23 protein-coding genes are annotated in these 26,972 nt (G+C 67.8%); 10 read left to right on the top strand and 13 right to left on the bottom strand.

The genetic code is table 11. The features are described 5' to 3' along the window. Positions 1-921, top strand: a complete 921-nt coding sequence (locus tag FB478_RS17510; protein ID WP_134165195.1) for a cation diffusion facilitator family transporter — start codon at positions 1-3, stop codon at positions 919-921. Positions 922-1,113: 192 nt separating this feature from the next. After that, positions 1,114-2,616: a C40 family peptidase gene (locus FB478_RS17505; protein ID WP_186447831.1), complete on the top strand. Its 1,503-nt coding sequence runs from the start codon at positions 1,114-1,116 to the stop codon at positions 2,614-2,616. 66 nt (positions 2,617-2,682) lie between these two features. Here the strand turns inward: FB478_RS17505 and FB478_RS17500 are convergent, their stop codons facing one another. From FB478_RS17500 to FB478_RS17480, 5 genes are all read right to left on the bottom strand, one after another. Continuing rightward, positions 2,683-3,567: an ABC transporter permease gene (locus FB478_RS17500; RefSeq protein ID WP_134165196.1), complete on the bottom strand. Its 885-nt coding sequence runs from the start codon at positions 3,565-3,567 to the stop codon at positions 2,683-2,685. Continuing rightward, the gene (locus tag FB478_RS17495; RefSeq protein WP_261377437.1) at positions 3,557-4,612 is read right to left on the bottom strand and encodes an ABC transporter ATP-binding protein; all 1,056 of its coding nucleotides are present in this window, start codon (positions 4,610-4,612) and stop codon (positions 3,557-3,559) included. The genes FB478_RS17500 and FB478_RS17495 overlap by 11 nt, the downstream gene beginning before the upstream one ends. 45 nt (positions 4,613-4,657) lie before the next feature. Continuing rightward, the gene (locus tag FB478_RS17490; RefSeq protein ID WP_144601247.1) at positions 4,658-5,773 is read right to left on the bottom strand and encodes a hypothetical protein; all 1,116 of its coding nucleotides are present in this window, start codon (positions 5,771-5,773) and stop codon (positions 4,658-4,660) included. Positions 5,774-5,833: 60 nt separating this feature from the next. Continuing rightward, on the bottom strand, positions 5,834-8,677 hold the full coding sequence (locus FB478_RS17485) for a PEP/pyruvate-binding domain-containing protein (protein WP_144601204.1): 2,844 nt from the start codon (positions 8,675-8,677) through the stop codon (positions 5,834-5,836). Positions 8,678-8,740: 63 nt separating this feature from the next. After that, positions 8,741-9,781: a universal stress protein gene (locus FB478_RS17480; RefSeq protein ID WP_056392273.1), complete on the bottom strand. Its 1,041-nt coding sequence runs from the start codon at positions 9,779-9,781 to the stop codon at positions 8,741-8,743. A 428-nt stretch (positions 9,782-10,209) separates the two neighbouring features. On the opposite strand from FB478_RS17480, the gene FB478_RS17475 reads away from it, so the two are divergent. Further along, a complete protein-coding gene (locus FB478_RS17475; protein WP_018771717.1) occupies positions 10,210-10,848 on the top strand; it encodes an NAD(P)-binding protein in 639 nt (212 codons plus the stop codon). 49 nt (positions 10,849-10,897) lie between these two features. Here the strand turns inward: FB478_RS17475 and FB478_RS17470 are convergent, their stop codons facing one another. Beyond that, positions 10,898-11,551, bottom strand: a complete 654-nt coding sequence (locus FB478_RS17470; protein WP_018771718.1) for a copper resistance CopC family protein — start codon at positions 11,549-11,551, stop codon at positions 10,898-10,900. Positions 11,552-11,662: 111 nt separating this feature from the next. Here FB478_RS17470 and FB478_RS17465 point away from each other — a divergent pair, with 111 nt between their 5' ends. Next, a complete protein-coding gene (locus tag FB478_RS17465) occupies positions 11,663-13,102 on the top strand; it encodes an NCS2 family permease (protein ID WP_056392274.1) in 1,440 nt (479 codons plus the stop codon). Between the two features lie 32 nt (positions 13,103-13,134). On the opposite strand, the gene FB478_RS17460 is transcribed toward FB478_RS17465, so the two are convergent. Next, positions 13,135-14,439: a sodium:proton antiporter gene (locus FB478_RS17460; RefSeq protein WP_018771720.1), complete on the bottom strand. Its 1,305-nt coding sequence runs from the start codon at positions 14,437-14,439 to the stop codon at positions 13,135-13,137. 229 nt (positions 14,440-14,668) lie between these two features. On the opposite strand from FB478_RS17460, the gene hutG reads away from it, so the two are divergent. Beyond that, positions 14,669-15,658: a formimidoylglutamase gene (gene hutG, locus FB478_RS17455; protein ID WP_144601203.1), complete on the top strand. Its 990-nt coding sequence runs from the start codon at positions 14,669-14,671 to the stop codon at positions 15,656-15,658. A 19-nt stretch (positions 15,659-15,677) separates the two neighbouring features. On the opposite strand, the gene FB478_RS17450 is transcribed toward hutG, so the two are convergent. Together FB478_RS17450 and FB478_RS17445 are read right to left on the bottom strand one after the other, a co-directional pair. Further along, complete coding sequence (locus FB478_RS17450; RefSeq protein ID WP_018771722.1) at positions 15,678-16,346, bottom strand: response regulator; 669 nt, start codon at positions 16,344-16,346, stop codon at positions 15,678-15,680. After that, positions 16,343-17,923, bottom strand: a complete 1,581-nt coding sequence (locus FB478_RS17445) for a sensor histidine kinase (protein ID WP_144601246.1) — start codon at positions 17,921-17,923, stop codon at positions 16,343-16,345. Before FB478_RS17445 ends, FB478_RS17450 begins: the two co-directional genes overlap by 4 nt. Before the next feature lie 309 nt (positions 17,924-18,232). Between FB478_RS17445 and FB478_RS17440 the strand changes: the two genes are divergently transcribed. From FB478_RS17440 to FB478_RS17425, 4 genes are read left to right on the top strand one after another with little or no spacing between them, the layout of a single operon-like run. Further along, the gene (locus FB478_RS17440; protein ID WP_018771724.1) at positions 18,233-19,243 is read left to right on the top strand and encodes a tripartite tricarboxylate transporter substrate binding protein; all 1,011 of its coding nucleotides are present in this window, start codon (positions 18,233-18,235) and stop codon (positions 19,241-19,243) included. Beyond that, positions 19,240-19,743: a tripartite tricarboxylate transporter TctB family protein gene (locus FB478_RS17435; protein ID WP_144601202.1), complete on the top strand. Its 504-nt coding sequence runs from the start codon at positions 19,240-19,242 to the stop codon at positions 19,741-19,743. Before FB478_RS17440 ends, FB478_RS17435 begins: the two co-directional genes overlap by 4 nt. After that, positions 19,744-21,282 carry a tripartite tricarboxylate transporter permease gene (locus FB478_RS17430; RefSeq protein ID WP_018771726.1) on the top strand — a complete coding sequence of 513 codons (1,539 nt, stop codon included), beginning with the start codon at positions 19,744-19,746 and terminating at the stop codon, positions 21,280-21,282. Positions 21,283-21,339: 57 nt separating this feature from the next. Further along, positions 21,340-21,735: a universal stress protein gene (locus FB478_RS17425; protein WP_018771727.1), complete on the top strand. Its 396-nt coding sequence runs from the start codon at positions 21,340-21,342 to the stop codon at positions 21,733-21,735. A 2-nt stretch (positions 21,736-21,737) separates the two neighbouring features. Here FB478_RS17425 and FB478_RS17420 read toward each other — a convergent pair whose 3' ends face one another. Then, a complete protein-coding gene (locus FB478_RS17420) occupies positions 21,738-22,619 on the bottom strand; it encodes a fumarylacetoacetate hydrolase family protein (protein ID WP_144601201.1) in 882 nt (293 codons plus the stop codon). 206 nt (positions 22,620-22,825) lie between these two features. On the opposite strand from FB478_RS17420, the gene FB478_RS17415 reads away from it, so the two are divergent. Next, positions 22,826-23,086: a hypothetical protein gene (locus tag FB478_RS17415; protein ID WP_144601200.1), complete on the top strand. Its 261-nt coding sequence runs from the start codon at positions 22,826-22,828 to the stop codon at positions 23,084-23,086. 70 nt (positions 23,087-23,156) lie between these two features. Here FB478_RS17415 and FB478_RS17410 read toward each other — a convergent pair whose 3' ends face one another. The 3 genes from FB478_RS17410 to hutU form a co-directional block, all read right to left on the bottom strand. Next, positions 23,157-23,402 (bottom strand): hypothetical protein, encoded by a 246-nt coding sequence (locus FB478_RS17410; RefSeq protein WP_018771730.1) that lies wholly within the window; start codon positions 23,400-23,402, stop codon positions 23,157-23,159. Positions 23,403-23,564: 162 nt separating this feature from the next. Beyond that, positions 23,565-25,157 (bottom strand): histidine ammonia-lyase, encoded by a 1,593-nt coding sequence (hutH, locus tag FB478_RS17405; RefSeq protein ID WP_056392285.1) that lies wholly within the window; start codon positions 25,155-25,157, stop codon positions 23,565-23,567. A gap of 3 nt (positions 25,158-25,160) precedes the next feature. Continuing rightward, positions 25,161-26,858 carry a urocanate hydratase gene (gene hutU, locus FB478_RS17400; protein WP_144601199.1) on the bottom strand — a complete coding sequence of 566 codons (1,698 nt, stop codon included), beginning with the start codon at positions 26,856-26,858 and terminating at the stop codon, positions 25,161-25,163. Positions 26,859-26,972 lie beyond the last annotated feature (114 nt).

The following is a 26,972-nucleotide window of genomic DNA, read 5'->3' as shown; positions in this document are numbered from 1 at the left end:
ATGGGACACGACCACAGCCACAGCCATGGGATCACCGCCACGGGGCGGCACCGGAAACGCCTTGTGGCCGTCCTGGGAATCACGCTTGGCGTGGTGGTCATCCAGATCATCGGGGCTGTGCTGTCCGGATCGCTGTCCCTGCTCGCCGATGCGGGACATATGCTCTCGGACGCGGCAGGTGTCACCATCGCGCTCCTGGCCTCCTGGATTGCGGGCCGCCCGGCGAGCAACCAGCGGACGTACGGCTACCAGCGCGCTGAGGTCCTGGCCGCCCTCGCCAATGCGCTGATCCTGATCGTGATCTCCGTGGTCATCTTCACGGAGGCGGTCCGCCGGTTCGGTGCGCCGCCGGAAGTGCAGACGGACATCATGCTGTTTGCCGCCGTCCTCGGTGCGGTGGCCAACCTGGTGTCGCTCGTGATCCTGCGCACGGCACAGGATGAGAGCCTGAACATCCGCGGCGCCTACCTGGAAGTCCTTGGCGACCTCCTTGGTTCCGTGGCCGTCATCATCGCGGCCGCAGTGATCATGCTGACCGGCTTCCAGGCGGCGGACACCATTGCCTCCGTCCTGATCGCACTGATGATCCTGCCGCGGGCGTGGAGCCTGCTGCGCGATGTGGTGGACGTCCTCCTGGAAGCCAGTCCCAAAGGGGTGGAGGTGCAGATGATCCGCGAGCACATCCTTTCGGTGGCCGGTGTGACGGATGTGCATGACATCCACATTTGGACCATCACGTCCGGCGTCCCCGTCTTCTCTGCCCACGTCGTGGTGGAGGACGGAGTGCTCAATGCCCGCGGCGCCGACCAGTTGCTGGACAAGCTCATCACCTGCCTGGGCTCCCACTTCGATACCGACCACTGCACCTTCCAGCTGGAACCTGCCAGCCACTCCGAGCATGAGGCGCACCAGCACGCCTGACCCCGGCCGACCACGACACACCGGACAAAAACCGCCCCTAATGACACTGTTGTGGTTTATGTTATTGATGTGACTGCTGTTGCTAATGTGCAGGGGGTCACGTAACCTCGGACTGCTGGGGGCAGCTGAGGGGCATCGTCGTGCCGCATCCAGAACCTCACTCCCGGCCTTAACGTTGCGAGGTCTCTGCAGATGGCTTTATCCGGATCCGGCCGCAGGACGGCCGTGCTGTGCGCCGCCGTCGTCCTTTTTGCATCCGCGGCAACGCCGGCAGCCGCTGTACCGGCGCCGTCCGCTCCACTGGCCGTTCCGGCGTCGCCTGACATCCCTTCGCCGGAGGACATTGCCGCGGCTAAGGCCAGTGAGGCCGCCACGGCGGACCAGGTCGGCGCCATCGAGCGCATCCTTGCCGACGCGTCCGCAGCCCAGCAGGCAGCCTTTGCCGTGGCCATGCAGGCCAACAACTCGTACAGCGAGGCACTGGTGGAGCTGCAGCAAAGGACCGAAGCGGCATCCGTTGCATCAGCCAAAGCCTCGTCCGCCCGTGAACAGCAGGACAAGACCCGGAAGCAGGTTGGGCAGCTTGCCGGGGACCTGTACCGCAACGGCGGCCTGAACCCGACCCTCGGAACCATTGCCAGCGGCAGCGAGAGCCTGCAGCAGGCAGCCACGCTCGAGGCCCTCTCGGCCAGCCGCAGCCGGGCCTTCGAAGCGGCGGACACCGCGGCCACCGCCTACCGGTCCCTGACGGCAGCTGCCGACGACGCCACCAAAGCCGCAGACGACGCAGCGAAGACCGCTGAACAACGGAAGTCCCAGGCGGAACAGGCCAATGCCGCGCAGGCCAAGGCCGTGGCCGACGCGAAAGCGCAGCGGACCATCCTGGTGGACCAGTTGGCGCAGCTCCGCAACACCACTGTGGCCCTTGAATCGGCCCGCGTGGATGCCCTGGAACGGCAGCGTGAAGAGGCGCGGCTTGCCGCCCTGTCCGCCGCCGCAGACAAGGCCGCCCAGGAAAAAGCTGCGCAAAACACCGCCCAAAACCAGGCAGCACAGAATCAGGCAGCTGGCCAGACAGCGAACCAGGCAGCGAACCAGAACAGCCGCGGGCAGGAACTGGCCCCGGCAGCGCCTGCCCCGGCTGCTCCCGCCCCCGCCGCCCCTGCGCCTGCCCCGGCTGCACCCGCCCCCGTTCCTGCTCCGGTTGCCCCCGCACCCGCCCCTGCCGCACCAGCACCAGCACCCGCACCCGCACCCGCTGCACCGGCACCCGCACCCGCTGCGCCGGCACCTGCACCGGCGCCTGCCCCTGCCACCGGCTCGGGCACCTACGAGGCAGCCATCACCGTCGCTTTGGGAAAGGTGGGCGCGCCGTACTTCTACCAGTGGGGCGGTACCGGTCCCTACGGCTTTGACTGCTCCGGGCTGGTGCAGAACGCCTTCGCCGCAGCCGGCAAGTACCTCCCCCGCACAGCTTCACAGCAATATGCCGCCGCGCCGGTCCACGTCCCCATTTCGCAGGCCCGTCGCGGCGACCTGCTGGTCTGGGGGTCGGCACCGAACTTCTACCACGTGGCCATCTACCTCGGGAATGGCCAGGTGGTGCAGGCACTCAACCCGCAGGAAGGCATCACCGTTTCCACCATCAGCTCCATGGTGGGGATGGACCTCTATCCCTACGCGGCCCGCTACTAGGCGGCACGGATGAATTGTGCGGTTGAACGGTGCGGTTGACTTCCACGGATAGATTGCTTGACTGCCTCAGCTCAGGATGTCCTTGGTGACGAACCGGCCATAGGCGAGCGCCCCGAACACTGCCACATACCCGGCCTGCAGGAGCGCATTGCTGGCAAAGGAATCCCACACTAACGGCTGGCGCAACATGTCACCGAAACCAAGCCAGTAGTGGCTGAAGAGCCAGGGGTGCAGCCACTCCAGCTGCGGAAGCTGGTCAAGGACCTGCGAGACCACCGAGACCACCACGGTGGCGGCCATCGCTCCCACCGGCACCACTGTCAGCGTGGACAGGAAAAGCCCGATCGCCGAAAGGCCGGCGAGTGACACCGCCAGGTAGGCAGCGATCAGCACGATGCGCAGGGCAGCTTCGGACGGCTGGACCACCCCGCCGGACAACAGTGTCACGGGACCCACCGGGAAAAGTGCCGCGCCAATGGCAGCGCCGGCAAGACCGACGGTCAACGGGGCCACGATGCAGAAGGCCAGCGCGCCCGCGTACTTGACCAGGAGGAGCCTGACCCGCCCGGCCGGTGCCACCAACAGGTACCGGAGGGTGCCCAGGTTCGCCTCCCCGGCGATCGTATCCCCCGCCACCACACCTACCGCGAGCGGCATGAACAGCGGCACGGAAACCAGCATGGCGGTGAAGGCCACAAACAGGCCGTTCTGGGTGATCCGGTCAAGGAAGGCGGGTCCCCGCCCGGGCGGGACCGCGGAAGAGACCTTCACGGCAACGGCAATCAGGACCGGAATGGCAGCGAGCGCCAGGAGCAGCGCCCAGGTCCGCCGGCGCCCGAACAGGACCTTGAGCTCCGACCCCAACAGGGACAGCCCGGAACTGCGCGGCACTGCGGCCGGCCGGGCTGTTCCGGCAGCCTCCGGTAGATCCGCGGGAACACTACTGGGCAACGTCGAATCCTTCCCCCGTGAGGGCAACAAAGCGGTCCTCAAGGCTTTCACGCTCGACGGCGAATCCCCGGACCCGGACGCCGGCCTGGACCAGGTGCGCCACGACGTCCTCGGGAAGCACCGCGGGCGGCTGGGCACCATCCGCCATGGCCGCAACGATCGTCTCGCCGTCCGGCCGCGCCCGCGCGGGTTGAGCGGGTCGGGGTTCAGTGGGTCCGGGTTCAGCTTGTCGGGGTTCAGTGGGTCCGGGTTCAGCTTGTCGGGGTTCAGCGTGTCCAGGTTCCGGTACCAGCCCCAGCCGCGCCAGGACCTGCCGGGCCGCACCGCCGTCGGGCGTTACCAGCCGGAGCCGGGTGCTGCCGGCCTGCCGCAGCTCAGCCAGGGGCCCCTGTGCCACGAGCTTTCCTGCGCTCATGACGGCAGCGTGGGTGCACATCTGGTCCACCTCGGCCAGCAGGTGGCTGGACACGAAAACGGTGGTGCCCTCATGCGCCAGCGACCGCACCAGGTTCCGGACTTCCCGCGTCCCCTGCGGGTCCAGCCCGTTGGTGGGTTCGTCCAGTACCAGCAGGTCCCGTGGCGACAGCAAGGCGTTGGCGATGCCCAGCCGCTGCTTCATGCCCAGGGAGTACGCGTGCACCCGTTTGCCGGCGGCGTGCTCCAGGCCCACGCGCTCCAGCGCCCGCTGCACCCTCGCTTTGCGTGTGGCGGGCACGGTGTGCGGGCCCGCGGCGTCGAGCCGGTGCAGGTTGGCGGCGCCGGACAGAAAAGGGTAGAAGGCGGGGCCTTCCACCAGGGCGCCCACGCGCGGCAACACATTATGGAGCTTGCCGGGCATCTCCTGGCCCAGCAGGTGAACCGTCCCCGCGGATGCGGCCGCCAGGCCGAGCAGCATCCGGATGGTGGTGGTCTTGCCGGAGCCGTTGGGCCCCAGGAAGCCGAAGACACTCCCGTGCGGGACGGCCAGGTCCACGCTGTCGACGGCGGCCTGCCGACCAAAGTGCTTGCTGAGTCCCCGGGTCTCGATCGCCAACCCCGCGCTCACCGGGCCGGCCCCCGTCCGGCCAACACTCCCCCGTCCACCCAACACTTATTGGGCCGCTGCTGCTGCGGCCTGCAGCCGCTCCGGCGGCACCATTCCTGCGAAGATCCGGCCGTCGTCCGTGACCAGGACGTTGAGCAGGGCGGTGGAGAGCAGCCGGCCGCCGGGGACGGCAACGGCGGCCTGGGACAGCAGCGGGTCCTGCAGCAGCGACTCGGCAGCGGCAGCAGACCCACGCGCCGTGCCCACCACGGTCTCCCATCCGGCGCCGGTTACGGAAACGTCTTTAGTGGCACCGGGATGCATGCCGTCGGGGCTGTGCATGTCTGCGGGCTCATGGGGCTTGTCCGGAACGGGAAGTTCCTTGACCGTGCTGCCCGGAGGCGGGGTAAAGGTGAAGACGGACTGGTCAGGAGCCTCCAGCGAAAGGCTGGTGAACCCGGAACGGAACGCCGGGGTGTCCGCTCCGCGTGCGGTCACCTGCACGGACAGGGGCATGCCGTTTTCACCGTCGACGGCGATGGCCACCTTACCCACCAGGGTCGCGTCGGTGCGCGGCTCAATCAGCAGGTTGTAGGCAGCCCGTCCTGCGACGGAAACGTCCGGCCCCACCGAAACGGCCGTGGTCGGTTCAACCTTGGACAGGAAGCGTTGTGCCAGGTCGCCTGGCGTCGGCATCCCACCTGCCCACTGATGGTCCTTCGCCCGGGATGGATCCTGGGCATGCTCCGGCAGGGTCAAGTGTGCGGCTGTGTTGTCCTTCGACGAATAGACCCAGACGTCGCTGCCGTGGCGGACCACGTCACGTTCAGCCAGTTGGTCCATCACCTGCACGCGGGCGTTGTCCTTGCCGTCCAGGTAGACGCGCGCGGTGTGCTTGCCGGACAGCAGCTCAATCACGGATGCGGCACTCCCCGCGGCCGCGGGACCGGATGGTTTCCCGGTGGCGGGCAGCTCCGGAAGCCCCAGGTCGGCGGACTGCTCCACTGTCCCTGAGAACGTGTGCACCTGGTGGCTTGCCGCCAACTCCAGGACCTGCGCCGGCGTCTTGGCCGGAAGTGGGTTGCTGGCACCGGCCGGAAGGGAGCCGGCCAACGCGCCCGCAGCGATCGCCAGCGGAGCCGCGACGGCGGGCAGCCACCGCAGCCATGCCCGGCGGTTCATTGTGCTGTTTCGTTGCGACGGTCCGCTGGAATCCAGCGTGTTGGAGCCCATAGGTAAAGACTACGCCGGTGCAGGTGGATCGGTGTCACCCGCAGCGCCCCCATCCTGCTGCCGGCCGGGCCGTTCCGGCACTACGGTGCCCGCACCGCCGTCGACCGTTATTTGTTGGCCGGTCCTGATCAGCCCGGTAGCGTCCGCGACTCCGACCACCGCAGGTATCCCGTACTCCCTGGCCACAACTGCGCCGTGGGAATTGGCTCCGCCCATTTCCATCACCAGCCCGCCCGCAGTGAGGAACAGCGGCGTCCAGCCGGGGTCCGTGGAAGGGGCAACCAGGATTTCGCCCGGCTCAAGCCGGGCTCCCACGGGATCCAGGATGACGCGCGCGGCAGCGGTCACTGTTCCTGCCGAGGCTGCGCTGCCTGTCAGCATTCCTTCCATGGTGACGCCGACGGCGGTGCGCACCGCTTCGGGTTCGGTTCCATCCGAGAGCAGAACCCGGGGAATATGGCGGCGCCTGAGCTCCTGGGCGTAATCCTCGCGGCGGCCGGCCACGAGTGCGCGAAAGTCCTGGACGGGCGCTCCGCCGTCGGCGTCCACGGACAAGGCCTGCCTGGTTTCAACCAGGTCCAGGAAGAACACGTCGTCCTGCTGTTCGATGACGCCCGCCCGGGCCAGCTCCCCGCCCACCAGCAGCAGTTGCCGGCGGACTTCCCCGAGGCCGGTCACCAGCTGGTACTTTGGCAGCTCGCGCAGGCCGGCGAACAGCCGTGCCCTGTGCAGCGCGGCACGCACCAGCCTTCCCCGGATCCTGCCGCGGGCGGCGGCGCGGGCAACGAGCCGGTCCACCTGCGTTTCCGCGTCCTCCACGGCCTTGCTGAACTGTGCGTCAGGCGCCAGGGCCGGGTCCTCGAGCCTGAGGTAATTGGCGAGGATGCCCAGGATGTGTGCCGGCTCTTCGGACCATCGCGGCAGTCCAACGTCGATTTCGCCCACTGCCCGGTGGCCGTACTCGTCCAGGAACCGGGTGAGGCCCGCATCGAGGCGTGCGGGCAGCTGTCCGGCCTGGTACGCGGCTGCCAGGACGGTGGGATCGCCGGCCATGAGTTCGGTTCGTGATTGAACGTCTTCCCGGATTTCCTTGGCAAGGTGCCACAGCTCCAGGTCCATTTCGGTGGTGATGTTGTTGGGCAGGCCACGGATCACGGGCTGCAGCTCAGCCCAGGCATTGCCACCCAGCAGTCTTCCCGCAACGCCGAGCATGGCGAACCCCAGGGCGGGAAGGGGAAGAATTGCCGGAACAATCGGGAACAGGCGCTGCCCAAGGAGGGATTCGGCGTGGTCAAGGCGTGCCGGCGCGCCGGCACCGTCTTCGGAGCCCAGGGATGCCTCGAAGTCGCGCGTGAAGCGGTCCAGCCGCCGGAGCGCTGCCCGGGGCCGGACCAGCGCCCGGAGAAGCGTGGCGGGAACCTTGGCGCGGGCTGCGACGGGAACGATGTGATGCAGCAGCCCGAAAGGCGTCCTCGTGGTCACCGAAAAGGCGGGATCGTCGAACAGTTGCCGCATGACCGTTGCTGTCCGGGCCTCCATGATGTCGAAGACGCGGGGTACAAGGCGCCGGCCCACGGTGCTGCGGATGGGAGTGGTGAAGTCGACGTAGATCCGCTGCCCGGCCTCGGCATAGGGCGACGGTCCGCCACGGGGGTCCGGAACAGGGAAGCCTGCAGCCTGGGCGATGGAGGAGGCGACGAGCCGCAGCGCCGCAAGGCCCATGGGCGTCAGCGGGCGGGTAAGCCCCTGGGCCAGGCTGAAACAGAGATACGCCCTGGTACCGCTTGCGGCGGGGCTGCCGTGGGGGACCCTGCCCGCGGCACCGTTGCTCTCCGGGACGGGGTAGAGGGTGGTGATCGGCCTGGACTGGGTGAGCCACAGGGCCCCGGTACGGTCGATGGCCCACTCGGTGTCCTGCGGGGCGCCGAAATGATCCTCGGCCTCGAGGCCAAGGCGCGCCAGTCCAGCCAGTTGGCTGTCCGTCAGGCAGGCAGCATTGCTGGTTGCGGGAACCTTCAGGGTTTGCGTCCCGCCACCGGGAAGGGGGCGTACCGCCACGCCCTTATCTCCCAGTTTCCGTTCCAGGACCCTTCCGGTCAGGGCGTCCACCACGAAGTGGTCCGGATTGACGGCGCCTGAGACGACGGCCTCGCCCAGGCCGGGACTGGCATCGATAACGATCTGCCGCCTGCGGCCGGTCAGGGGGTTCGCCGTGAACATGACGCCGGCAGCGTCCGCGTCCACCATCCGCTGGACCACCACCGCGAGCGCAACGCCGGCCGGATCGATCCCCAGGCTTGCCCGGTAGGCGGTTGCCCGGTCCGTCCACAGCGACGCCCAGCAGTTGCGGACGGCCTCAAGCAGGGCAGGCACTCCGACGACGTTGAGGTAGGTGTCCTGCTGCCCGGCGAAGCTGGCGAATGGCAGGTCTTCTGCGGTGGCCGAGGACCTGACCGCTACCGGAACATCGGGTCCCAGGGCCGCGTACGCCTGTCCCACCTCGCGGGAAACCGCCGCCGGAAGCGGAAGTGCCAGGATCGCGGCACGGGCTGTTTCAGCCAGCCCTGCCACGTCATGCGGTTCCGTAACGCCGGACCGGGCGGCGTCCCCCAGGGTGGCATAAACCCCGGCCAGCGCGGGAGGCAGGGAGTCGGGGGCGCCGGTTGCCTGCCGGTATGCAGCGGTAGTGAGGCAGAAACCCTCCGGGACCGGCAACCCTGCGGACAACAGCTCTCCAAGGTTGGCTGCCTTGCCACCCGCCAAGCCCAGCATTCCGGCGTCGAGCCGGCGCAGGTCCAGCACCAGCCCGGCGTCCGTGCTGGTGCCGACTTTTGACAGCCCTGGCTGCTCCATGTCCCAGATGCCTTATCCGAGCGGCGGTATTCCGGGGATGCCTTGCTGTTTGTCCGGTGCCGGCTAGGCGGCGTCGCCGAGGATCGGACCGAACCGCGCACGGTCCGCCAGGCGGGGGTCTTCCCGGTCCGGGACCACCATGACCGGGCCCTTTGCATGGTGCAGGACGCCATCGGACGTTGAGCCCAGAAGCATTCCGGTGAAGCCCCCGCGGCCGCGGGTACCCACCACCACCAGTTCCACGTGCCGGCTTTCCTCCACGAGCACGTCCACCGGCGAACCGTCCTTCAGCTCGTAGTCAGCCCGCAGGTGCGGGTAGTGGCTGCGGAGCCACGCCATGCCGGCCTCCAGGGTGACCCGGATATCGTCAAACAATGCCTTCCGGTCCATGGGTGCGGGAACCCAGGCCAGGGAACCGCTGTACTGGGGGACGGCACAGATCACGCGGAGCGAGGCACCCAGCCGTTCGGCCTGGTCGGCTGCTTCGAGGACGGCAACGCGTGCCTGCTCGGAGCCATCGACGCCGACCACCACCACGTTCTCCACCAGCCGGTGGCCGGACTTGGCCTGCTCCGCCTTGACGCGGCGGTCCTCGGTGGTTTCACCGAGCCGGTCCGAACAGAACAAGGGGACCGTCACGGTGGGGCATTTTGCATGGGCAGGCAGGGCACTGCTGACCGATCCCAGGAGGCGGCCCACGAAGCCGCCGCGGCCGCGGGTGCCCACCACCAGGAGTTCCGCGGTTTCGGAGATTTCCAGCAGGACTCCTGCTGCGTCGCCGTTCTCTACGGAGGAACTGACATCAATGTCGTAAGCGGAAACCTTTTCAACAGCCTGCTTGGCGATGGCCTCGGCACCTTCACGGATGACGGAATCGTCCACCGTGGCATAGCCTCCGTCCAGTCCGGACGCGGCGAAGATCGGCACGGAATAGGCGGTGACGATATGGAGCGGACGACGGCGGCGCTGGGCTTCCCGCGCGGCCCACACCAAGGCGCACTGGCCATGGTCCGAACCGTCCACGCCCACCACGATGCCGTGGGGAGCGGGTGACGCACCACCACCGTCCCGGGCCTGGTCCGGGTGCAACTCTCGTGAGCCCATGGGGGCCGCCTCCTCGCGATACGCCTGATGTTGCGGCTATTCTGCCAGAAAACGGACCACTCCCCGTGCATCCCGGCCCCCAGCGGCACCGGCAGGAAAAGGGCCGTTCCCGATTCCCACTATTCTCCGTCCCCCAGGGCTTAGCAAGCCTGTTCAGGGGCAGGTAGGCCGGGTTATCCACAGGCCCTCCGGAGCGGCTGGGAAAGCGCCTTCATGTCATCAGAAACGTTTTCCTCATTGGGCTATCCACGACCGCATTTGTTCTGTAGTCTTCAGGACATTGTTGGTCCGGGACGCCAACCGCAACTTCCTGCGCGCACTGTCCCGGGCCATGCGCTGCGGCCGTACTTGGGGGTAACGGGACGCGGGCCGGCGAGGACGCCGGCACCTGCCGAAAGCTTCGAAGGAGGGAAACTGTAGTGTCAAGCATGCCTGGGGATGCCCAGACCGAACAGACCACCACTGTCATCATTGGCACGGGCCTGTCCGGGCTTGCCGTGGCCGCAGAACTGCGCCGCCACCGCGTGGCCTCCATTGTGGTGGACGGGCTGGACATCCTCGGCGCCGGGCAACCCGCAAACACGTCATCGCTGCAGCGCTGCGACGCGGCGGACAGCGACACCCTCCGGGAGCGCAACGAGATCCTGCGCCATTTGCGCAATTACGCCACAAGCCACAGCGTGGACGTCCGGAACACAACCCGCGCGGTCCAGCTGACCATGCTCCAGGGACCCGGGCACGGCGCCGCCCCGCAATGGCAGGTGCACACCCCCACCGGCATCCTGGTGGCCGACCACATCGTCCTGACCAGGTGCGCCCACAGCCAGCTGCGACGCATGCTCAACGACTTCGGGATCGCCGTAGGCCGGAACGTGGCAGCGGCCATGCGGGCCATTGGCATCTACCTGGTGGGAGTGGGTGAGCTGATCACGCCGTCGCCCAAGGAAGTACTGCGCCAGGCCAAGACGGTGGGCCAGGCCATCTCCGCCAAGGTCAATCCGGGCAGTGGCCACCCATCCGGCGGCGCCTTCCCGGCAACGGGCAGCTTTGCGGTGCTGACCTGCTGACAGCCCTGCCCGCCGCCAGGCCGGAACCGGCCGGCACCCCCGGGCCGGGCTACCCCCGGCCGTCCTCCCCGGCATCCATGCCGTCCCCGTCATCCCCGTCGCCTGTGAGCCGGCGCCGGGCCAGGACGCCGAGGGCCACCAGCAGCCCCACGGCAACGGCCGCAAAAATCACGATGCTCCACTGGAAGGGCTCGCCGGCATTGGCAGGCACGGACGGCTCCTCCGTAACCCCGGGCTGTGCTGTACCCATTCCCGGAACTGCACCCGCCGCCGTCGGACTGGCCGGGCCCGCCGTTGCGGACGGGTCGCCTGTGGCCGCGGTGAAAGTGAATGTGCCCTCAATGGGGTGCGAGTCCGAACTGACCACGCGCCATGCCACGGTGTACTTCCCCGCGGGGCCGCCTGGCCGAAGCTTTTGGGTGGCCACGTTGTCCACGATCTGCACGGACCCCTCAGCCCATTCGGTACCGCCGGCGTCCTTGACCGAGAACGACGAGCCGATGCCCAGCGGCTTGTTGCTGAAGGTCACCGAAACCTCGCCGGGCGGCGCCGGCAGCGCCGCACCCTGGGCCGGGCTGGTGGACTCTGCGGCATCATGGGCGCTGGCCGGGCCCGCCAGGCCCAGCATCGCGGCGGCGAGGACAACGGAGAGGACGAAGAAACCGGGCACAAAGCCCAGCAGTCGGCGGCGGACGTGGCGCATGTTTGGGCTGCTCCTTGTGTTGGCTTCCTTACAGACTAGGCGCATTTGCCGGCCCATTCCCTGCCGCCCCCTTAGGATGCAGGTATCCCCACACACTTCCCCGGAGGACTAATGCTTAAGCAAGGCTCTGCCCTGGACCGGTATTTCAGGGTCACCGAGCGCGGTTCCAACCTTTCCCGCGAGATCCGCGGCGGGTTCGCCACCTTCTTCGCCATGAGCTACATCGTGGTGCTGAACCCGCTGATCCTGTCCGGTCCGGACTCGAACGGCACCACACTGGGCTTCACCGCCGTGGCCGCCGTGACCGCGTTCGTGGCAGGCATCCTGACCATCCTGATGGGCGCCTGGGGCCGGCACCCCTTCGCGCTGGCCACCGGCCTCGGCGTGAATGCCTTCGTGGCCGTCACCGTGGCCACAAACCCGGAACTCAGCTGGCCGGACATGATGGGCCTGGTGGTCCTCTCCGGCGTCACCATGCTGATCCTGGTCCTCACCGGCTTCCGGACCGCCGTCTTCAAGGCCGTGCCGGACGGCCTCAAGACGGCAATCGTGGTGGGCATCGGCCTGTTCATCGCCCTGATCGGGCTGGTCAACGCCGGATTCGTGCGGCGCATTCCGGACGTTGCAGGCACCACGGTGCCCGTTGGCCTTGGCTTCGAAGGCAAGCTGCTGGGCTGGCCCACGGCCGTGTTCGTTTTCGGCCTGATCCTGACCATCGCCCTTGTGGTGCGCAAGATCAAGGGCGCCATCCTGATCGGCATCATCACCTCCACCGTGCTGTCCGTGATCCTTGAGACAACCCTGCACATCGGACCCAGCTTCGACGGCAAGAACTTCAACCCCCAGGGCTGGTCCCTGGTGGCGCCGGCGTTCTCCGGCTGGGCCGCCCCTGACCTGTCCCTGATCGGCAAGGCCAATCCCTTCGGCGCCTTCGAACACCTCGGCTTCGTGGCCGCCACCCTGCTGGCCTTCGTAATCCTGCTCAGCATCTTCTTCGACGCCATGGGCACCATGGTGGGCCTGGCCAACGAGGCCGGGACGGTGGACGAGCACGGCAACATTCCCGACGTCGACCGCGTGCTCCAGGTGGACGCACTCGGCGCCATCATCGGCGGCGGCGCTTCCGTCTCCTCCAACCAGATCTATGTCGAGGCCGGCGCCGGCATCGGCGAAGGCGCCCGCACCGGTATCGCCTCGGTGGTCACCGGCCTGCTGTTCCTGGTAGCCATGTTCTTCACCCCGCTGATCAACCTGGTGCCGTTCGAGGCCGTGGCCCCGGCGCTGGTAGTGGTGGGCTTCATGATGGTGTCCCAGGTGGGCAAGATCGACTGGCAGGACTGGGGCATCGCCATCCCGGCGTTCCTGACGTTCACCCTGATGCCGTTCACCTACTCCATCGCCAACGGCCTGGGCGCAGGCTTCATCGCGTACGTCCTGATCCGCACCGTCCAGGGACGGGTCAAGGACATCCACCCGCTGATGTGGGCCGTGGCCGCGGCGTTCGCACTGTTCTTCGCCATCGGGCCCATCGAGGCCGCACTGGGCATGTAGCTAGACCCCTGTATAGCTGCACAGGCATGCAGCTATACAGGGGTGTTCGGCGCGAGTCCCTCGTCGCCGGACACCGCCAGCGCCTTCCTTTCGCGCAGCCGGTCCAGCCGGTTCATGAGGGGCGAGGTGGTGGCGCCATGGATCACGATGGACAGCGCCACCACCAGCCCGATGAAGGACCAGAGCCAGTGTGCCTGGTCCGTGAAGTGGCCTTCGCCCAGCGCAAAGGCCAGGTAGTACACCGACCCGATGCCGCGGATGCCAAAGAAGGAGAGCGCCACGCGTTCCCGCGGCCCGGTCTTGCCGCCCAGCAGGCCCAGCCAGCCGGCAAGCGGCCGGACCACCAGCAGGAATGCCAGCGCCACCAGCACTTCCACCAAGCCAATCCCTTCAAGCAGCCCACGGGCGATTGCACCGCCGAGCAGGACCAGGATCACCACCGTCAGGAGCCGTTCCAGCTGCTCCACGTAGGAGTGCAGCACCCGGTGGTAGCCGTGGGTGCGTTCAGCTGCGCGGATGGTCACGGCGCAGACGAAGACCGCGATGAATCCGTAGCCCGCCACCATCTGCGTCAGCCCATAGGCCAGGAACGTCGCCGCCAGGGCGACGAACCCCTCGGAGTGGTTGGACAGCCTGAAGCTCTCCGCATGGGCGGAGAAGAAGACCCTTGCCAGCAGCTTGCCGGTAAGGAAGCCCACCAGCAGCCCGATGGCCAGCCGCCACAGCACGTCCAGCCCGAACCATTCGCCAAACCAGGCAGTTGGGCTTGCCCCGGCGACGCTGATGGCAATGGCCAGGTACACGAACGGGAAAGCCAGCCCGTCGTTCAGCCCGGCTTCCGAGGTGAGTCCGAACCGGACCTCATCCTCCTTGTCGGTATGGCCATCCTGGTCGGCGGGCTCGCCCACCTGGACTTCGGACGCGAGGACCGGGTCCGTGGGGGCGAGGCTGGCGGCCACCAGCAGGGCCGCGCCCAGCCCCAGGCCCAGGAACCACATGCCCAGCAGCGTCAACCCCAGGATGCACAACGGCATGGCGATGCCCAGGAGCCGCCACGTGGTGGACCAGCGCTTGCGTCCCACCGGCCGGTCCAGGGCCAGTCCGGCGCCCATCAGCGAAATGATCACGCAGACCTCCGCAAGGTGCATGACAAAATCGCCGTGCTCCACCGGGTTGGGGTCCGGCAGCGATGGAATCAGCGCGAACGCCCCCATCCCGGCACCAAGGAAAACCATGGGCATGGACAGCGGCATGTCGCGCAGCAGCTTGGGCAGGACCGCGGCGATGAAGACGGCGATGCCTGCCGCGGCAAAGAGGATGTCTGGGGCTTCGAACATGGGGAAGGCTCTCCAGCCTGGAATGGTTGCGTGGATCCGGAAGCGGACACGTCACGCTTCGATGGGGCGGACTGCTCTCACCATAACCCCTGCGCCCGGCATATCCCCGGCGCAGTAAGAAGTCCGGGTACCTGGAAGCCGGGTCCTGGAGTTAGGGGGTTCTTGGATCCCGGACAGCACGACGGCGGCGTTGCTGGTTTTCGTGCCCCGCATGCGGTGAGCTTGAGTCATGTCCCTCCAGCTCCCCGCCGTCGATGTCCCGCCCCAGCCCTGGACCGGGAGGTTCGACGGCGACGCTCCCGGCCACCGCCGATGGTGGCAGGCAGTTGACACGCTGGACAGCACCACGGCGGGTGCGGGGGACGGGATGGGCGCGCCGGGTACGGGGGGTACGGCGACCGGCAGGCCCGTGGCCCTGCTGGGCTTCGCCAGCGACGAGGGAGTGCGCCGGAACAAGGGGCGCACCGGAGCGTCCGCCGCCCCCGCAGCCTTGCGGAAGGCGCTGGGCCCGCTCGCTTTCCACCTCGACCGGACGGTGGCTGACCTCGGCGACGTGGCGGTGCCGGGGGAAGACCTGGAAGCCGGGCAGGAACGGCTTGGCCGCGCAGTGGCGGCCCTGCTGGACGCCGGCCACCAGACCGTTGTCCTGGGCGGCGGCCACGAAACCGCCTACGCGAGCTACCTCGGCGTCAGCGCCTCGTCGGCGGTCCGCAACGGGCAGCGGCTTGGTGTCCTGAACCTTGACGCCCACTTCGACCTCCGCGACGAGCCGGTGCCCAGTTCCGGGACCCCGTTCCTGCAGATGGCCCATGCGGAAGCGGACGCCGGGCGGGAATTCCGCTACGCCGTCGTGGGCATCTCGGAGCCGAACAACACCCGGGTCCTGTTCGACACCGCCCGGACGCTGGGCGTTCGGTACCTGCTGGACGAGGACTGCGACGCAGAGAGGGTGCGGGACTTCGTGGACGCCTTCCTGGCGGACATCGACGTGCTGTACCTGACCATCGACCTGGATGTGCTGCCCGCGGCCGTGGCGCCCGGGGTGAGCGCGCCCGCGGCCTACGGCGTGCCGCTGCCTGTTATTGCCGCCGTGTGCCGGCAGGTGGCGCGGAGCGGGAAGCTCCTGCACCTGGACGTTGCGGAGCTGAACCCGGCCTTCGATATCGACGGCCGGACCGCCAAAACCGCAGCGCGGCTGGTGGACACGCTGCTGCGCTGAAAGACGCCGCAGCCCGGAATCAGGCTCCCTTCAGGACGTACCGGCGCTCCGGCCGTCCCACGCCGTACTTGAGCCGCACCTCAAGGGTGCCTTCGTCGTGCAGGTATTCCAGGTAGCGGCGGGCGCTGACGCGGGAAGTGCCCAGTTCCTGGGCCACTTCTGCGGCTGACACGTCACCGGCGGCAGCGTTCAATGCCGCCTCCACCAGCTTCAGGGTCTCGATGCTGCAGCCCTTGGGGAGCGGACGTTCGGCGCGGTCCAGGCCGAACACCCGGTTGACGTCCGACTGCTCGGCCACGTCCTTGGACGCGTCAAGGCCTTGGTAGGCATTGCGGTAGTGCTCCAGCCGCTCCTGCAGGTCCGTCTGCGAAAAAGGCTTGATCAGGTAATGGACAATGCCGCCCCGGAGCGCCTTCCGCACGGTCTCCACCTCCCGTGCGGCACTGATGACCAGCACGTCCAGCTCCGGTGCCACCGCTCGCAGGCGCTGCATCAGGTCAAGGCCATTGATGTCCGGAAGGTGGATGTCCAGCAGCACCAGGTCCGGCTGGAGCCGTTCGGTTTCCGCCACGGCCTGGGCCCCGGTGTGTGCCGCACCCACCACGGCGAAGCCCGGCGTGCGCTGGATGAAGCCGGCATGCACCTTGGCCACCATGAAGTCGTCATCGACGATCAGGACCTTGATCATGGCTGGGTACTCCCTCGTTTCAGCACGGCGGTAAAGACAGCCCCATTATCGTTGGCCACCGCCAGGTTCCCGCCACTGCGGCGGCACACCACCCGGGACAGCGCCAGCCCGAAACCGCGGCTGCCGGCCGGGCCCGGTTCCTTGGTAGTGAAGCCCTGGCGGAAGATGTGGTCCGTGGAGCTGCCGGGAACGCCGGGACCATTGTCCCGCACCGTCACCACGACGTCTTTCCCTGCCTTGCCCTCCACCCGCACCGTGACGGCTCCCTGCGGAAGCCCGGTGACGGCGTCGAACGCGTTGTCCACCAGGTTCCCCACCACGGTGGTGAGGTCCCGGGACAACTCGTCATCAACGGGGTCCAGCACGGAGTCGGGGTGCAGCTGCAGGGCCACGCCCCGTTCGGTGGCGAGGCTGGACTTGGCGATCAGCAGGGCAGCGAGCGCGGGATCCTTGATCCGGCCGGTCACTTCGTCATTGAGCCGGGTCCGGTCCACGGTGGCACCGTTGACGAACTGGACCACGGAGTCGTACTCGCCGATCTGGATCAGGCCGGAAATGACGTGCAGCTGGTTGGCGAACTCGTGCGCCTGGGCCCGCAGGGTGTCCGTGGCAGTGCGGGTGGTGCCGAGTTCCTGCTCCAGTTCGGAGAGTTCCGTGCGGTCGCGAAGGGTTGTGACCGAGCCGATGACCCGGCCGCGGGACTGGATGGGCACCCGGTTCATCACCACCAGCCGGTCCCCCACCAGCACCAGCTGGTCCGGCCCGGGCTGGTCCCGGGTGAGGACTTCCTTGAGGGCGGGTTCGACGGCGAGGCCCGCCACGCGTTTGCCCACGCAGTCGGGCGGGAGTCCGAGCAGGGCGCGGGCGCTGTGGTTGGCCACCGTGATCCGATCGTGCAGGTCCAGCGCAACCACACCCTCCTTGAGGCCGTGCAGCATGGCTTCGCGGTTCTCCACCAGGCTGGTGATTTCGCTGGGTTCCATGCCGAGAGTCTGCCGTTTGACCCGCCGCGAGAGCAGCAAGGAGCCGGCAATGCCCAGGACGCTGGCGACGCCCAGGTACGTGAGGAGGTTGGGGACGGCGTCGCCCAGCCGCTCGAGCACGGTGGGATAGTTGCGGCTGATGGAGGCGATCCCGATCATGCGGCCGGTATCGTCCAGGACCGGGACGTGGGCGGAGAGGAGCGGGGCCGGCGTGCCGCCCACCACTCCGGTCCAGGCCCTGCCTTCCATCACCCGGCTGGCGCCGAGCTCCAGCGGCCCGCCCAGCAGGCTGGGGTCCGAGGACGCCACCACGGTGCGGTCCAGTTTCGCGAGCGCGACCCGGGAGGAGCCCGAGACGATCCGGACGGATTCCGCCACCGACGGCAGGACGGCCCCGCCGCGCGGTTCGGCGTCCGGGAGGAGTTCGCGCACCACGGGGTTGCCGCCCAGGGCTTCCGCGGCCGACAGGGCACGCCTGCCTTCGATCCGTTCGAAGGCGGCCGCGGACTGGGCCAGGGAGATGGCCACCACGCCCACCAGGACGGCCAGGACAATGAGCAACTGCAGCAGAAGGTACTGCCCCGCGAGGGACATTCCTCGTCGTCGAGTCACAATGGTCTTCCTGGAGTTGCTGGTTGGGCCGGGAGTTGTCCGGCGGGTTTGGCTGGCCCCTTATGCGCGCAGCAGCGCGGGCCCAGGGCCGGGGTTGGTACCGGGAACTATATCCCAAAGCCCGCGGCCGGGCCGTTGTGGGGGTTTGGAAACGTGAACGCAATGAACACAACTTTCTCTGCGTACACAAGAGTGATCGGCGTCACGGCCGCCCCTAGCATCGGAACCACAAGGCATCGGAACCGCAAGGCAGCCGATGCCGGTCAGATTTGTTCGAGAGAAGAGGAACACATGCGCCAGATCCGCGCATTGCGAATTGCCGCCGTTGCAGCCGGCATCGCCCTGATGGCCACCGGTTGCGGTGCCACCAGCAAGAGCTCCACCGGTTCGGAAAGCTCCGGCGCCGCCGCCGGACCCATCACCGGCCTGCAGATCATGGTTCCCAACACCCCCGGCGGCGGTTACGACACCACCGCCCGCGCCGCCGCGAAGGTCCTCGACGACGAGAAGATCTCCACCAACACCGAGGTCTTCAACCTCGCAGGGGCCGGCGGCACGGTGGGCCTGGCCCGCGTGGTCAACGAGAAGGGCAACGGCGATCTTGCCATGCTCATGGGCCTGGGCGTTGTCGGCGCCAGCTACACCAACAAGTCCGAGTCCAAGCTGACCGACACCACCCCGCTGGCCCGGCTGATCGAAGAGCCCGGCGCCATCATGGTCAGCAAGGACTCCCCGTACAAGACCATCGATGACCTGGTGAAGGCCTGGAAAGCCGATCCCGGTTCCATCGCCGTGGGCGGCGGCTCCTCCCCCGGCGGCCCGGACCACCTGCTGCCCATGCAGCTGGCCGGGGCCGTGGGCATCGACGCCACCAAGGTCAACTACGTTGCCTACGACGGCGGCGGCGACCTCCTGCCCGCAATCCTGGGCAACAAGCTGGGCTTCGCCGCTTCCGGCGCCGGCGAGTACCTGAAGCAGATCGAATCCGGCGAGGTCCGGGTCCTGGCCACCAGCGGCGAGAAGCGCCTGGACGGCGTGGACGCACCCACGCTCAAGGAATCCAACATCGACCTGGTGTTCACCAACTGGCGCGGCGTCGTGGCCCCTCCGGGAATCAGCGACAAGGACAAGGCATCCCTGATCGCAGCCCTGGAAAAGATGCACGGCACGGCCGGCTGGAAGGAAGCGCTGAAGACCCACAGCTGGACCGATGCCTTCATCACCGGTGACCAGTTCAAGACCTTCCTCACCGAGCAGGACAAGCGGGTGGCGGACGTCCTCACCAAGCTTGGGTTGGCGTGACCTCCCTGACCACAGGCCTCAAAGGCCGCTCCGAGCTGGGAGTTGCACTCCTGCTCGGGGCGGCCGGCGTCCTGGTCTTCCTGGATGCCAACGGCCTGGTAACCCCGTATTCGAAGTCCGACCCGGTGGGTCCCAAAACCATTCCGTTCATCGTGGCCGGAATGCTGGTGGTCTGCGCCGTGCTGCTGGCCGTCAACGTCCTGCGCGGCGGCAAGGGCGAGGCTGAGGGCGGCGAGGACGTCGACCTCACGCACCCCGCCGACTGGAAGACCGTCCTGCCGCTGGCCGGCGCGTTCATCCTGAACATCCTGCTGATCGACTGGGCCGGCTGGGTGATCTCCGGAACCGTCCTGTTCTGGGGCAGCGTCCTGGCCCTCGGCAGCCGCCGCTACGTCCGGGACGGCGCGATCTCCGTGGCCCTGTCCCTGTTGACCTTCTACGGCTTCTACCTCGGCCTGGGCATCGCGCTGCCGGCCGGCCTCCTGGAAGGAATCCTCTAAATGGACGTCTGGTCCTCCCTGATGGACGGCTTCGCCACCGCCCTGACCCCCATGAATTTCCTGTACGCCGTCATCGGCGTCGTCCTGGGCACCGCCGTCGGTGTCCTCCCCGGCCTGGGCCCGGCCATGACCGTTGCCCTGCTGCTCCCCGTCACCTATGCCCTGGAACCCACCAGCGCCTTCATCATGTTCGCCGGCATCTACTACGGCGGCATGTACGGCGGTTCCACCACCTCGATCCTCCTCAACACTCCCGGCGAATCGTCCTCCGTGGTCACCGCCATCGAGGGCAACAAGATGGCCAAGGCGGGCAGGGCGGCGCAGGCGCTTGCGACGGCGGCCATCGGCTCGTTCGTCGCCGGCACCATCGGCACGGCGCTGCTGGCCGTCTGCGCGCCGATCGTGGTGAAGTTCGCAGTGAGCCTTGGTGCACCCAGCTACTTCGCCATCATGGTCTTGGCGCTGTTGGCGGTCACGGCCGTACTCGGTTCGTCGCGCTTGCGCGGCTTTGCTTCCCTGGGCCTGGGCCTGGCCATTGGTCTTGTGGGCATGGACTCCGTGACCGGCCAGCGCCGCCTCACCTTCGGCCAGCCGCTCCTGGCGGACGGCCTGGACATCGTGGTGGTGGCCGTGGCCATCTTCGCCGTGGGAGAGGCCCTCTGGGTGGCCGCGCACCTGCGCCGTACCCCCCTGCATGCCATTCCCGTGGGCCAGCCCTGGATGGGCAAGTCCGACTGGAAGCGCTCCTGGAAGCCCTGGCTGCGGGGGACCGCCTTTGGCTTCCCGTTCGGCGCACTGCCGGCAGGCGGCGCCGAGATCCCAACCTTCCTCTCCTATGTCACGGAAAAGCGCCTCAGCAAACACCCCGAAGAGTTCGGCAAGGGTGCCATCGAGGGCGTTGCCGGTCCGGAAGCAGCCAACAACGCGGCGGCCGCCGGCACCCTGACCCCCATGCTGGCACTGGGCCTGCCCACCAACGCCACCGCCGCCGTCATGCTCGCGGCCTTCACCAGCTACGGCATCCAGCCGGGCCCGCAGCTTTTCGAAAGCCAAGGGCCCCTTGTGTGGGCGCTGATCGCCAGCCTCTTCATTGGCAACCTGCTGCTCCTGCTGATTAACCTCCCGCTGGCACCGATGTGGGCGAAACTCCTGCAGCTGCCCCGCCCCTACCTGTATGCCGGCATCCTGTTCTTCGCCACGCTGGGCGCCTACTCGGTGAACCTGCAGGCGTTCGACCTGGTGATCCTGCTGGTCCTGGGCGCACTGGGCTTCATGATGCGGCGCTTCGGGCTTCCCGTCCTGCCGCTGATCCTCGGCGTGATCCTGGGTCCGCGGATCGAAGGGCAGCTCCGCAAGACCCTGCAGCTGAGCGCGGGTGACCCGGCAGGGCTCTTCAGCGAGCCGATCGCCGTCGGGATCTATGTCATCATTGGCCTCATCCTGCTCTGGCCCTTTGCCTACAAGCTGTACCGGCGCAGCCGTCCGGACCGCAGGCCGCTGGTTCCCGCCAATTCGGGCGCAGCTGACTACAGCGACTGAGCAGGCCCGCCCCGTCGCCAGATCCCACTACCCGCATCGAGCAGAAAAGGAGACTCCATGACCGTCGTTGTGGGATACGTCCCCACCCCCGAGGGCGAAGCCGCCCTCACCCAGGCCATCACCGAGGCCAGGAAGAGCAACAGCACCCTGGTGCTGATCAACTCCTCAAAGGGCGAAGCACCGGTGGACAACCGCTTTGCGCAGGACGGCGACATCCAGGACATCGAGAAGCGGCTGGCCGGCCAGGGCATCGAGTACCTGATCAAGCGGCCCGTCCGCGGCCATGATGCCGCGGCCGAGGTGCTGGACGCCGCGGAGGAGCACAACGCCGAACTGATCGTGATCGGCCTGCGCCGCCGCACCCCGGTGGGCAAGCTGATCATGGGCAGCACATCCCAGCGCATCCTGCTGGAGGCGGACTGCCCGGTCCTGGCGGTAAAAGCGGGCCAGTAACCCTAGGCTCTGACGGCCGCCCGTGCCCGGAACAACTCCTGGCGCTGGCGGCCCAGGCCGTCCACCTCTACCTCCACCACGTCGCCCGGCTGGAGGTAGGGGAAACGGCCGCTGAGGGCCACACCCTGCGGCGTCCCGGTCAGGATCACGTCACCCGGTTCAAGCCGCATGTACTGGCTGCAGTGGTGGACCAGTGTGGGCGCATCAAAGATGAGCTCCGACGACGACGAATCCTGGCGCGGCTCACCATTCACCCAGCTGCGCAGCCGCAGGTTGCCGCCGTCGATCTCCCCCGCCGGAACCAGCCAGGGGCCCAGGGGCGTGGACCCGGGAAGGGATTTCCCCTTGGTCCATTGCCCCGCCGCTCCCGGCAACTGGTATTCCCGCTCGGAGAAGTCGTTGGCGGTCACATAGCCGGCAATGCACTTGGACGCCTCTTCGACGGACCCGAGGTAGCTGGCTTCGCTGCCGATCACGATGCCCAGTTCCACTTCCCAGTCATATTGGGTGGAGTGCGGCGGAAGCGGGGCGGGGTCGCAGGGTCCGGTGACGGTGTTGCTGGGCTTGAGGAAGACGACGGGAACCGTTGGCGGTTCGGCACCCGATTCGGCGGCATGGGCGGCGTAGTTCATCCCGACGCCCACCACCGAACCGGGCCGGGCCACGGGGGAACCAACCCGAAGCGCAGCGGCGCCCGCCAAAACCGGCAGTTCCCCGGCCTCCAGTGCATCCCGCACCCTGTCCAGTCCGCCCCCGGCAAGGAACTCCCCGTCCACGTCGGCGGTAAGGGGCAACAGGCTGAAATACCGGTCGATGCCGTCCGCCGGGGAAACCAGGACCGCAGGCTGCTCGCTGCCGCTTTCGCCCAGGCGCATGATCTTCATACCGAATTCTCCTCAAGCCGTATCGATCGGGTGCTTCCAGGGCCCCCGGGCCCCGAGATCCATGGTCGTTGATTCGCTGCGATCCGCGAACAAAAGCCTTTGTGACTGCACATCCAGCGCCCGAAAGGACAGTCATCTGACATCTAACCGGAGCAGTCGGTAGAATGGTTGAGCCATCTTGGCACGAAACACAGAAAGTGCAGTACATGACTACAGCCACATTGGAGCGGATCCCCACCGCCGCCAAGCCCACCGAAGGACCTGCTTTGCGGTCCATCAGCCTGGAGTTCTCCAGCGCCAGCGAGGTCCACGCAGGACTGGAAGAGGCGGTGGCCGAACTGATTGGGGTGGCAGCGAAGGATGCCGAGTGCGGCATCCGCGTCACCAGGCTGCACCCGGGAAGCTACACGGTAGCCCTGGACGCATCAGTACCTTTCGGCGAAACGTACGAGTCCTTCGCGGTCTGACCACGCCTACAAAAAATCCCCGCACGCCATACGGCAGTGCGGGGATTTTTTATTGCTGCTTGCGGGACTGCTAGCCGCGGCGGACCTCCACGCCGTCGGACTTCAGGAAAAGCTGCTTCTCCGCGGGGCCTGACGGACCGGCCGGAACCAGCCAAAGGACGTTGCCGCTTTGGGACACCTCTTCCACCTCCCCGGCTGCCACCACATGCGCATGCTTGATGATCTCGACGCGGTCCCCGGCCTTGAGGGCCTTCCAGTTGGATACCGCGGCGGAATGGGCATTGCGCCTGGACAGGACTGCCCCACGTGCTTTCATTTGAACTTCTACCCCTTTGTATCGTTCTGCTGCCACAGCTTCTTTGATGTGACTTTCACTACATCTTCAGTTCTACTACACTCCCGGCGCCACGGTGGGCCGTGGCGCCGGAAATTCCACCTTTCGGACGGACGGTCAGTAGGCGCTGAAGATTCTTCGGTATCAGGCGAGCGGCCCGACGGCGGATTCGGCTGCCCGGAGCACGTCACCTGAGGCGACCAGGCGGTCAGCCGCTTCCAGTTCCGGCGACAGGAACCGGTCCGTCCCCGGCCCCTCCACCACCCCGCGGAGCGCGGCCACGACAGCGGTACCCGCGGGCCCCGGCGTCAGGACCCCGCCCGAGAGCTGCGAGCGGATGTCCAGCGCCCGCGCCGAGGTCACCAGTTCGATGGCCAGGACGCGGCGGAGGTTTTCCACCGCCTTGCGCAGCTTGCGTGCCGCATGCCAGCCCATGGAGACATGGTCCTCCTGCATGGCGGAGCTCGGAATCGAGTCCACGGAGGCCGGAACGGCAAGCCGCTTGTTGTCCGAAACCAGGCCGGCCTGGGTGTACTGGGCGATCATCAGCCCGGAGTCCACGCCGGGGTCAGCGGCGAGGAAGGCGGGCAGGCCATGCGACCGGGCAGGATCCAGCATGCGGTCGGTCCGGCGTTCAGCGATGGAGCTGAGGTCGGCGACGGCGATGGCCAGGTAGTCCAGGACGTATGCCACAGGCGCGCCGTGGAAGTTGCCGTTGGAGCTCACACGCCCGTCGGGAAGGACCACGGGGTTGTCGATGGCTGCCGCCAGCTCCCGGGTGGCCACCAATTCGGCGTGGTCAACGGTGTCCCGGACGGCACCGGCAACCTGGGGGGCGCAGCGCAGCGAGTAGGCGTCCTGCACCCGGGAGTCCCCCACCCGGTGCGACGCCACGATGGGAGAGTCCGACAGCACGCGGAGCATGTTGTCCGCGCTTGCCGCCTGGCCCGGGTGGGGCCGCAGCGCGGCGTGCAGTTCGGGCAGGAATACCTGGTCGGTGCCCAGCAGCGCCTCGACGCTGAGGGCGGCGGTGATGTCCGCCGTCGACAGCAATTGGCGAAGATCGGCGATGGCCATCAGGAGCATGCCCAGCATGCCCTCGGTGCCGTTGACCAGGGCCAGGCCCTCCTTTTCGGCGAGGGTGACGGGCTCGATGCCGTGTTCTGCCAGCAGCTCAGCGACAGGCCGCTCTCCCCGCCCGCCGTAAGTCACGCCGTCGGGCCCTTCCGCTTCCCCTTCGCCCATCAGGACCAGGGCGCAGTGGGACAGTGGCGCCAGGTCACCGGAGCAGCCCAGCGAGCCGAACTCGCGGACCACGGGGGTGATGCCGGCGTTGAGGACGTCCACCATGGTCTGCAGGACCACGGGGCGGACGCCGGTGCGGCCGGAGGCGAGGGTCTTGGCGCGCAGGAACATGATGCCGCGGACCACTTCCCGCTCCACGGCCGGCCCCATGCCCGCAGCGTGGCTCCGGATGAGGGACTTCTGCAGCTGGGTGCGCAGTTCATTCGGGATGTGGCGGTTGGCCAGGGCACCGAACCCGGTGGAGATGCCGTAGGCGGGGACGTCGCTGGCGGCGAGGTCATCGATGTGGGCGCGCACCTTGGCGACGGTTTCCAGGGCGTCCGGCGCGATGGTCACCTTCGCGCCGTGGCGTGCGACGGCGAGCAGATCCCCGGGCGTGACGCCGACGGACCCGAGGGTGACGGTCAGCGGTTCGTGTGTCGTAACAGTCATTTTCTACTTGCCTTCATTCATGGGGATGCGGACGCCGCGTTCCCTGGCGACGTCGAGGGCGCGTTCGTAGCCGGCGTCGGCGTGGCGGATGACGCCCATGCCGGGGTCGTTGGTGAGGAGGCGCTCGAGTTTCTGCGCGGCGAGGTCGGTGCCGTCGGCGACGGAAACCTGCCCGGCGTGGATGGAGCGGCCGATGCCCACACCGCCGCCGTGGTGCAGGGACACCCAGGTGGCGCCGGAGGCAGTGTTGAGCAGGGCGTTCAGCATTGGCCAGTCGGCGATGGCATCGGAGCCGTCCGCCATGGCCTCCGTTTCGCGGTACGGGGAGGCGACGGAGCCCGAATCCAGGTGGTCGCGCCCGATCACGATGGGAGCCTTGACCTTGCCGTCCTTGACGAGCTGGTTGAAGAGCAGGCCGGCCTTGGCGCGTTCACCGTAGCCGAGCCAGCAGATGCGCGCCGGCAGGCCCTCGAACTCGACCCGTTCCTGGGCGGCGTCAATCCAGCGGTGCAGGTGCTTGTTCTCCGGGAAGAGCTCCTTGATGGCTTCGTCCGTCACCCGGATGTCTTCCGGGTCACCGGACAGGGCGACCCAGCGGAACGGGCCAAGCCCTTCGCAGAACAGGGGCCGGATGTAGGCGGGGACGAAGCCGGGGAACTCGAAGGCCCGGGCGTAACCACCCTTGCGGGCTTCGTCGCGGATGGAGTTGCCGTAGTCGAACACCTCGGCGCCGGCGTCCTGGAATTCCACCATGGCCTGGACGTGCCGGGCCATGGATGCCTGGGCCTTCTTGGTGAACCCTTCAGGATCAGCCTCTGCCTCGCGGTGCCACTCGTCCACGGAAATGCCTTCGGGCAGGTAGGACAGGGGATCGTGGGCGGAGGTCTGGTCGGTGACGATGTCCACGGTGAGTTCGCCGGCCTTGTGGCGGCGCAGGATCTCGGGGAAGACTTCGGCGGCGTTGCCCACGTAGCCCACGGACCAGCCGCGGCGTTCCTCCTTGGCCTTGATCACCTTGGCGATGGCGGCGTCGAGGTCGGTTTCCACCTCGTCCAGGTAGCGTTTGCCGGCCCGCCTGCGCAGGCGGGTTTCGTCGACGTCGACAATCAGGCAGGCGCCCTCGTTCAGGGTGACGGCGAGCGGCTGGGCGCCGCCCATGCCGCCGCAGCCGCCGGTGAGGGTCAGCGTGCCGGCGAGCGTGCCGTTTTCGTCCCCTGTGAGTTTGCGGGCGATCGCGGCAAAGGTCTCGAAGGTGCCCTGCAGGATGCCCTGGGTGCCGATGTAGATCCATGAACCGGCCGTCATCTGGCCGTACATCATGAGGCCCTCGGCCTCGAGCCGGCGGAATTCGGGCCAGGTTGCCCAGTCGCCGACGAGGTTGGAGTTGGCCAGCAGCACGCGCGGGGCCCACTCGTTGGTACGGAAGACGCCCACCGGCTTTCCGGACTGGACCAGCAGGGTCTCGTCCTTTTCCATGGTCTCCAGGGTGCGGGTGATGGCATCGAACGCTGCCCAGGAGCGGACGGCGCGGCCAGTGCCGCCGTAGACCACCAGGTCGTCCGGGCGCTCGGCGACCTCGGGATCCAGGTTGTTCATCAGCATGCGCAGCGGCGCTTCGGTCTGCCAGGACTTGGCGGTGAGCTCGGTGCCGCGGGCTGCTTTGACCGGGCGGGCCCCGGTGGTGAAATCGGCGGGTGCCATGATGGGCTCCTTTTCTTGGTGTCTGAGGTTTCGAAGAAGTTCTGTATCAACTAAAGCCCTTTGAGGATGGGCTTCACAGCGGTTTTAGCGGGGTGCTGTCCGGTATTTCAGACC

Origin of the sequence: Arthrobacter sp. AG367, assembly GCF_007828995.1 — a bacterium.
Lineage (GTDB): Bacteria > Actinomycetota > Actinomycetes > Actinomycetales > Micrococcaceae > Arthrobacter.
The sequence above is the reverse complement of the archived record's forward strand: the minus strand, read 5'-3'. Positions and strand labels throughout refer to the sequence as shown.